General features: G+C 47.9%; 6 protein-coding genes. 3 read left to right on the top strand and 3 right to left on the bottom strand.

From position 1 onward, the window contains the following. From Q7V32_RS08915 to Q7V32_RS08905, 3 genes are all read right to left on the bottom strand, one after another. Positions 1 to 220 (bottom strand): hypothetical protein (locus tag Q7V32_RS08915; RefSeq protein ID WP_304896632.1); only part of this gene is annotated, 220 nt, incomplete at its 3' end. After that, the gene (locus Q7V32_RS08910; RefSeq protein ID WP_304896631.1) at positions 201 to 1,121 is read right to left on the bottom strand and encodes a PilZ domain-containing protein; all 921 of its coding nucleotides are present in this window, start codon (positions 1,119 to 1,121) and stop codon (positions 201 to 203) included. The genes Q7V32_RS08910 and Q7V32_RS08915, both read right to left, overlap by 20 nt. A 306-nt stretch (positions 1,122 to 1,427) precedes the next feature. Further along, positions 1,428 to 3,092: a SulP family inorganic anion transporter gene (locus Q7V32_RS08905; RefSeq protein WP_304896630.1), complete on the bottom strand. Its 1,665-nt coding sequence runs from the start codon at positions 3,090 to 3,092 to the stop codon at positions 1,428 to 1,430. A gap of 345 nt (positions 3,093 to 3,437) precedes the next feature. On the opposite strand from Q7V32_RS08905, the gene Q7V32_RS08900 reads away from it, so the two are divergent. From Q7V32_RS08900 to Q7V32_RS08890, 3 genes are all read left to right on the top strand, one after another. Beyond that, entirely contained in the window at positions 3,438 to 3,800 is a 363-nt protein-coding gene (locus Q7V32_RS08900; protein ID WP_304896629.1) for a hypothetical protein, read from the top strand. Between the two features lie 129 nt (positions 3,801 to 3,929). After that, a complete protein-coding gene (locus Q7V32_RS08895) occupies positions 3,930 to 5,915 on the top strand; it encodes a sigma 54-interacting transcriptional regulator (protein ID WP_304896628.1) in 1,986 nt (661 codons plus the stop codon). 605 nt (positions 5,916 to 6,520) lie between these two features. Beyond that, positions 6,521 to 7,222, top strand: coding sequence for a DUF3300 domain-containing protein (locus tag Q7V32_RS08890; protein ID WP_304896627.1), 702 nt, complete (start codon positions 6,521 to 6,523; stop codon positions 7,220 to 7,222). Positions 7,223 to 7,321: the final 99 nt, after the last annotated feature.

Below are 7,321 nucleotides of genomic sequence, written 5' to 3'. Positions count from 1 at the left end.
GGTATGGGATGTGTCTATCGAGGACCGCCGTGAACCCCTCCATGGGGGCTTGACGGCAGCAATCCCTGCTGCCGACATCCTCGCTAGCCACACCCCATACCTTCATAAAGTTAACCATTTTTTGAGTATAAAGGGAGTAATAGTGAGGCGCGCCGTTCATAAAAGCAAAGCCCCTCTCAAATAAGCCTGTTACAGGTGTATCAGATCGCAAAGTAGCCATAACAGGTGACTGCGATAATACCCATTACGGCAATTTTGACTTTATTCAACAAGGATTGCTCCCCCCAAAAGTAACGAAAACTTGCTTTCTTGCGAAACCAGAATTCACGGAGTCTATTGACCAGGTGCGCACAAAATCGGGGAAAATGACGCCACAAGGCATACAGTAAGGCAAGTCCGAGAATTATCGTAGTATAAAATTCAATGACTTGAGTCTGGTGCCGGTCTGAATGGAATAGCCGTTCAATAATATAGTCCAGACTCATGCCAGCGTAATCGTAGGCTATCGATAGCGTTTCCATGAACAGGTCAATGGCCTGATCGCAAAGATCCAGAAACACATCAATCAAAACATCGGGCACTGCTAGAATCGTCATCAAAAGCGTGAGTAGCAATCCGTTTGCAATCATTTGCTGTTTTTTTCTTCTTGCAACATACCCTTCCAATAAATCACTGTCTTCGGCTGTCATGTTGACGAAGTGCGCGCCAACCAGATGTGGGTAGCGGTTTTTTTCATAGGGGTTACTGGGCTTGCAGTAAACCACTTTGCAACACGTCATAATAACCGTCAGGCTGGATAACAAAAATAGCCTGATGACCAGATAATCACCGGGATTCAATGCCTCTTTACAGGTAAATGCAATGCCGCTGGAGCTGATGTTGACATTGAGCGTGTCATTTTCGCGGCTTTGAGAATTGGGCAGTGATTGCTCTTCTGACTGTCCCGTAATTTGTGTAGAGGACTGGTCGGAGGGAGATAAAGCGAGACTATTATCAAATTCTGGTCGGAATTCATTGATTTGGCTACTATCGACTTTATGGAAGTAAAGATTTACCTGCTCGTAAACTCGAAAAGCAACTCTTCGATTTAGTTTTTTGCCGTTAACCTTCATTGAATTCATCAAAGACCTCAAACGTTTATCATCAAGCTGTGCAGAATAATAGTTGAAGCTAAGAATGTTGGGACGGTATACGACAGATAGATGTTAATAAAGTGACTGCATCATCGGCACTACGCTAACCATTGCTTGTTTGTTCTCACACATTATTAATCCAATCTTCACACTGGTAGCGATGACTTTGGCGATGAAGGTTATCCCCGCACAAAATGACGCTGATTCAATCAACCACCGACTCCCCTATAAAACTTAGACGGAGGAGAGCAGATGCATTGAGCTTAAATTTTACCGGGTAAACTCCCTTTTTAATTACGCATCCGATTTAACTGACTGCAGCATTTGGTAGCGTTCTATTGCGGTGCTCGCATTGAATAGCATGCGTTCACGGCCAAGTCGATCGGCCAATCCGGATCGGCGAACGACATCAAGTACACTGGGATTAAGACCAGTTAACCAGAGCGTAGCGCCGTTTTCAGTTGCCCGCTTTTCGCGCTCCATCAGCATTTGCAATGCCGAATATTCAATATCCTGAACACGGCTTAAATCAAGCACCAGTACTTTCGGTTTTTGTTGCTCGACCAGGAATCGTATTTGATCGGCAATCAGCTGCGTATTAACGAAAAAAATCCGTCCCTCCGGACGCACGATCAAAAGGCCGTCGAAGGTTTCGTCGTCGGGGTGTTCGGGCGTCAGCGGTCGAAGCACGGATGTGCCTCGCTTTCTGCCAATGACATAAATGCGTGGATGGGCCGACTGACTGGCTAATCCGATAACCGACAGGATGATGGCGACTACGATACCTTGCAGGGTACCAAAAATTAATACCCCTAGACACGCTACGATAGCCCAGCGAAACTCCATCGTGCGTACTTTGAGTATGTTGATGAACTCCGCAGGCTGGATCAGTCCCACCGAATAGACGATAACGACTGCAGCCAGTGTGGCATGGGGCAGTAAACCGATCAAAGGCGCTATCAGCAGCATGGTTGCCGCGGCAGTTGCTGCCGTAACCAGCGACGATTTTTGCGATTGACCACCCGCGGCCCGAACAACAGCCGTTTGGGAGGTGCCCCCTCCGGCAGGCATAGCACCTGATAGAGCTCCACCCAGATTAGCTGCTCCGAGGGCAAGTAACTCCCGATTTGCATTTATCGGGGGCTCTGCACTAGCGGCAAAAGCCCTTGCCGCTGCGATTGACTCGGTAAAGCTCATCAACGCGATCCCGAGCGCACCCGGCAGCATTTGTTCGATCAGCGCAAGGTCAGGCATCGTCAGTGACGGAAGTCCTTGCGGAATCATGCCTACTGTAGCGACGCTTTGTGCCGGCAGATCGAAGAACCATGAAGCCGCTATTCCGCCTCCGGCAGCGACCAGGGGTGCCGGAGAATGCGGCCAACGATGCTCCATACCCATCAGCACCATCAGCGTGGCCGCAGCCACCGCCAGTGTGATCAATGAAGTTTCCGGTACATGATGGACAATACTGAACAAATCGCGAAAGAAGCCTTGTTTAGTAATATGGATACCCATAAGTTTCGGCAACTGATCAAAAATAATGACCAGGCCTATTCCTGCCTTAAAACCCGTCAATACGGGATTAGAAATAAAGTTGGCTACAAATCCCAGCCGCAGCAGTGAAGCGACTATCAGCAAGATGCCCACCAGTACCGTCAGCGTGGCCGCGGCAGTAATCAATTTTCCCGGATCGCCGTCCGGCACAGCCATCATCAGCTGTGTTCCGGTCAGGATGCCCAGGGTAGTCGTGGAGCTGACGCTGAGTACTCTTGATGAGCCCATCAGCGCGTAGATAATCATTGGAATAAAAGCGGTATAAAGCCCGGCCGCAACGGGTAAGCCGGCTACAGTCGCATAGGCCATTGCCTTGGGCAGTATTACAGCGGCAGCGGTGAGGCCCGCTACTACATCGAAGCGAATGGACTGGCTTGACTCTGGTGGATTCATATGAGGGTTCATGCGTACTGTCTCGAAATCAAATGGCAGTTGTTTTCTGGGATTATGCAGCCCTTTGATGCCCCGTTCAATGACTATGCAGTTTCAACCAATTTCAACAATTTTCAATTTGATAATAAAAAAGAGGAGGAGTAAGCTTTGCCGCCATGTCAGCAGCAGGGATGCTACCGTCATGCGCCCATGGATATCGCATGGTTTACGCCACTACTCAAAGCCACTTTAAAGTTCAAACCGGGAATTGCTGAGCCAATTAAAAGTTCGAATAGGAGCCGTTTCACTGTGCTTATAAAAATCGTATAAACAGACAGGAAGACGACCTGTTTGATTAGTCCAACTGAGGATTCGAAAATGACGATCCACAAAAATTTAACCGGCAGTTCTTCAACTTATGATGCATTACCAGGACTGGAAATTTGTACCAGCTTGAGTAAAACCGCTTTAAAGCAGGCTATTCTCGATCATTTGATCTACAGCATCGGCCGTGTCATTGATGTGGCGCCGAAACAATCCTATTACAAGGCACTTGCCTTAAGTGTTAGAGACCGGCTGCAGCATCGCTGGATCAATACCGTGCAGCGGTATTTAGCCAATGGTCATGCTGATAATGATCTGATTAAAGTGGCTTGTTATTTTCGGGCCATTCGTGAATATTGCGATGAGATTTGGAAGGTAAGACCGGTCGCTGTGGGGTTGCCCGCAGTTAAGGATTAGGCCAAAAATGTCTTTCCGAATAAACCCTGTCGCACGGCAAGCCGAAGGTGTAAGCTTTCGCGGATATCGGCTCAGGAATGCTGCCGAAAAACAGGCATTAAGTTTGGCAAGTGATTAATAAAAATTAAAATGAATAATCAAGATAACAATAAGGCAATCATCCAACTGGAACAGCATTTGCTGTTTCAGTCTTTGTTAGCGGAGCTTTCTGCCGGATTTGTGCATGTTTCAGCGGATATGATCGATCAGGAAATACAGGCAAGTTTGCAGCGTATTGCCGAAAATCTGGATTTGGATAGTATCGCACTGGGTTTAATAACCGGCGATGGTCAAGATTTTTACTCCCGATATCAATTCGCCAAACCTTGTAAGACGGCTTGGCAAGCCGATTCTCTGCTATCTGAAGGACCCTTTCTGACAAGAACGCTGCTGGGCGGCAAACCCTTTATCATGCATGATGTTGATGCTTTGCCGCCGGAAGGATCGATAGACAGGGAGGGTTTTCTTCGCTATGGGACTAGAGCCATTTTGGTGTTTCCGTTTATCGTCGGAGGGGCCTTGTCCGGAGGCATTGGCTTCGCCTCTGTTTACCCGCGGCAATGGTCGGAGCATGTGATACAGGGTCTAGGCCTTATCGCCGATGTTTATGCCAATGTCCTGGAACGCAAGCGAAGCATGAAAGAGCTTCAATGGAAAGAGGAGCAGATGAGACTGGCGGCCGAATCGGCTGACATAGGTCTTTGGGTTTGGAATATTCCTCGGGATATCATTTGGGCGACAGACAGGGCGGGAGAGATTTACGGAGTACCGAATGACGATAAGCTGAATTTGCAACGTTTTTTAGCCTGTATTCATATCGAGGATTGTGAGCGCGTCAAGGATGGCGTCCAAAAAGCCTTAAAAGAAGGCAGTCCTTTCCGGGAAGAATACCGGGTTGTGCATTCTAATGGCGCCGAATATTGGGTATGCGCTACCGGTAAATTCCAGCTCGGCGATTCCGGTCAACCGGAACGGATGATGGGGGCGAGTCTGAACATAACTGATGTTCGCAAGACAAAAATCGAGCTAGAACGCGCCAACAGTGAACTTAAAACTGCTTTCGAAGAAATTCGCCATCTCAAAGACCAATTTCATCAGGAAAATATTTATCTGCGCCACGAAATATCGGAGCGAAAGGGGACTCAAGTCATAAAAGGCAGCGCGGCAATGCAGTCAATTTTGTCACAGGTCCAGCAAGTTGCACCGACACCGGCTACTGTATTGATCATGGGCGAAACAGGTACCGGCAAAGAATTACTGGCGACAGCCATCCATGAAGCGAGCCCTCGGAAAAACAGATCGATGATCCGGGTTAACTGTGCGGCAATTCCCTTGGCGTTGATAGAAAGCGAACTATTCGGCCGGGAAAAAGGGGCTTATACCGGCGCGCTCGCCAAGCAAATCGGCCGGTTTGAATTGGCGAACCATTCAACCTTGTTTCTTGATGAAGTGGGAGAATTACCTTTAGATGCCCAGGTTAAGCTGCTTCGTGTATTACAGGAAAAGCAAATTGAACGCTTGGGAAATCCCAAGCCGGTCAATATAGATGTCCGGGTAATCGCAGCGACTAACCGTAATCTGACTCAAGAAGTGGCCGAGGGCCGTTTCCGTGAGGATCTCTATTATCGTCTGAATGTTTTTCCGATTCAGGTTCCGCCGTTGCGCGACCGGCGGGAAGATATTCCCAAACTGGTAGAGACGTTTATAGAGGAGTTCGCCAGGATCATGGACAAATCTATTGATAGCGTTGACAAAACCAGTTTGCAAATGCTCTGCGGCTATGATTGGCCGGGCAATATCCGTGAATTGCGCAATGTGATCGAACGAGCAGTGATTCTTGCCAAAGGGCCTGTACTCAAAATCACCGTGCCAGTCAGTAAATCCGTTTCAGCGATATCTGAAAACCATCATCAGGATTCTCTGGAGGAGGTCGATCGTAAGCATATTCAGCATGTTTTGGAAGCCTGCGGCTGGCGAGTGCGCGGTCAAGGGGGCGCTGCTGCGGCTCTTGGACTCAAGCCCAGCACATTAGAAAGCCGAATGAGCAAGTTAGGTATACGGAGGCCTTCTTCTTAAATAATGTTAGATCGATATATTTCGTGTAAACCACGATATATCGGGGACTTTTTCCAGCGCTCACCACCGAGCATTTCTTTGTCTTGATAGTAAGTTATTGTTAAATCGTATGTTTATCTGTCTTGTTTTGAGTGGATTGAAATTGGCTCAATTTCTGCATTTATTCTAGCCATTATCTTATTTCATATCACGTTTAGACTTATACCTTTCGCACTTCAAATTACGGCAGTGCCTAAGGAGGCAAGGGGTTGTTCGACAAAGGCTTTGCCAGCATGGATGCTGGCATAGAGCCTACATGGATGTAATTACGGCGTCCTTTGACGGGCACCCCGGTGCCGAATTTCGATCTACCATGGGTATACTTCCAAAAATCTCAAATGATTGGATGCACTTCAATAGGGCTGGATATCAGCAAATTCCGGCTTATGCCCTTCGTTTTCAGACCTCAGACAGGACTCAAGTCTATGAATAAAAAATCGTCAAAGCCAAAAACTCGAAAAATATCCAAAGCGGTAGGCCCTTGAAACCAGCAGAATGGATTTCCGAAAAGTAGGTGCATAAAACGGATGATCCGTTTCCGGAAATGCCTTTTTGAGAGAAGAGTAATGAATCATTTAAAATCAACCAACGATCCTTATTATTGCAGCGCTGTTTTATGTCGAGCACTCTTGATAGCGCTGATTATTTTACCTGCGGGATGCAATAAGGATGATCAAGAATCAAGCAAATCGCCACCTACCCAAGCTTCTGCTGAGCAGGGTGTGCCGCCAACTGACCCTATGCCGGTTGAACAGGCACCCGTAGCCCCGGTTCAGCCTTTGACCAGCCTGGAATCGCTGGTAGCGCCGATTGCGTTGTATCCGGATCCGTTACTGGCCGAAATGCTGGTGGCATCGTCGTACCCTCTGGAGATCGTGCAGGCAGCGCGTTGGCTGGAATCAAAGCCGGATCTTGCAACACTCAGCACCAAGAATTGGGATGCCAGCATTATGCGACTTGCCAGCGTGCCGTTAGTAATCAAGATGATGAATGATCATCTGGACTGGACAACGCAACTTGGGGACGCTTTTCTAGCCAATCCCTCAGAGGTCATGGGGGTGATACAGGCCCTGCGTAAACGCGCAGTGGATTCAGGATACCTGAAAGATACCCCGGAACAGAAAGTGACCGCTCAAATGGTGTCAGTTGAGGACAAGTCGACTGAAACAAGTCAATCTGGTGTGACACCGGCCGTACTCAAAAAAGAAGTTATTACCATCTCGCCGGCGGTAAATGTCAACGTAGTTGTCGCATCAGTTAAAAATTAGTGGACAGTAGTGTCGGTTTTTTTCGCCGCATTATTGTTTGGTTTATCAGGATTTAAACAGACTTCTGGCTGCCAATCCCAGTTTCGGGTGTTACGACTC

The sequence above is a fragment of the Methylicorpusculum sp. genome, assembly GCF_030651835.1.
GTDB lineage: Bacteria > Pseudomonadota > Gammaproteobacteria > Methylococcales > Methylomonadaceae > Methylicorpusculum.
Note: the sequence above shows the minus strand (reverse complement) of the source record. Positions and strands in the feature narration are given on the sequence as shown.

What these genes read in the sequence shown, in the direction of transcription:
- Q7V32_RS08910 (WP_304896631.1), bottom strand. Translation starts at nt 1,121, where the DNA reads ATGAATTCAATGAAGGTTAACGGCAAAAAACTAAATCGAAGAGTTGCT.
- Q7V32_RS08905 (WP_304896630.1), bottom strand. Translation starts at nt 3,092, where the DNA reads ATGAACCCTCATATGAATCCACCAGAGTCAAGCCAGTCCATTCGCTTC.
- Q7V32_RS08900 (WP_304896629.1), top strand. Translation starts at nt 3,438, where the DNA reads ATGACGATCCACAAAAATTTAACCGGCAGTTCTTCAACTTATGATGCA.
- Q7V32_RS08895 (WP_304896628.1), top strand. Translation starts at nt 3,930, where the DNA reads ATGAATAATCAAGATAACAATAAGGCAATCATCCAACTGGAACAGCAT.
- Q7V32_RS08890 (WP_304896627.1), top strand. Translation starts at nt 6,521, where the DNA reads ATGAATCATTTAAAATCAACCAACGATCCTTATTATTGCAGCGCTGTT.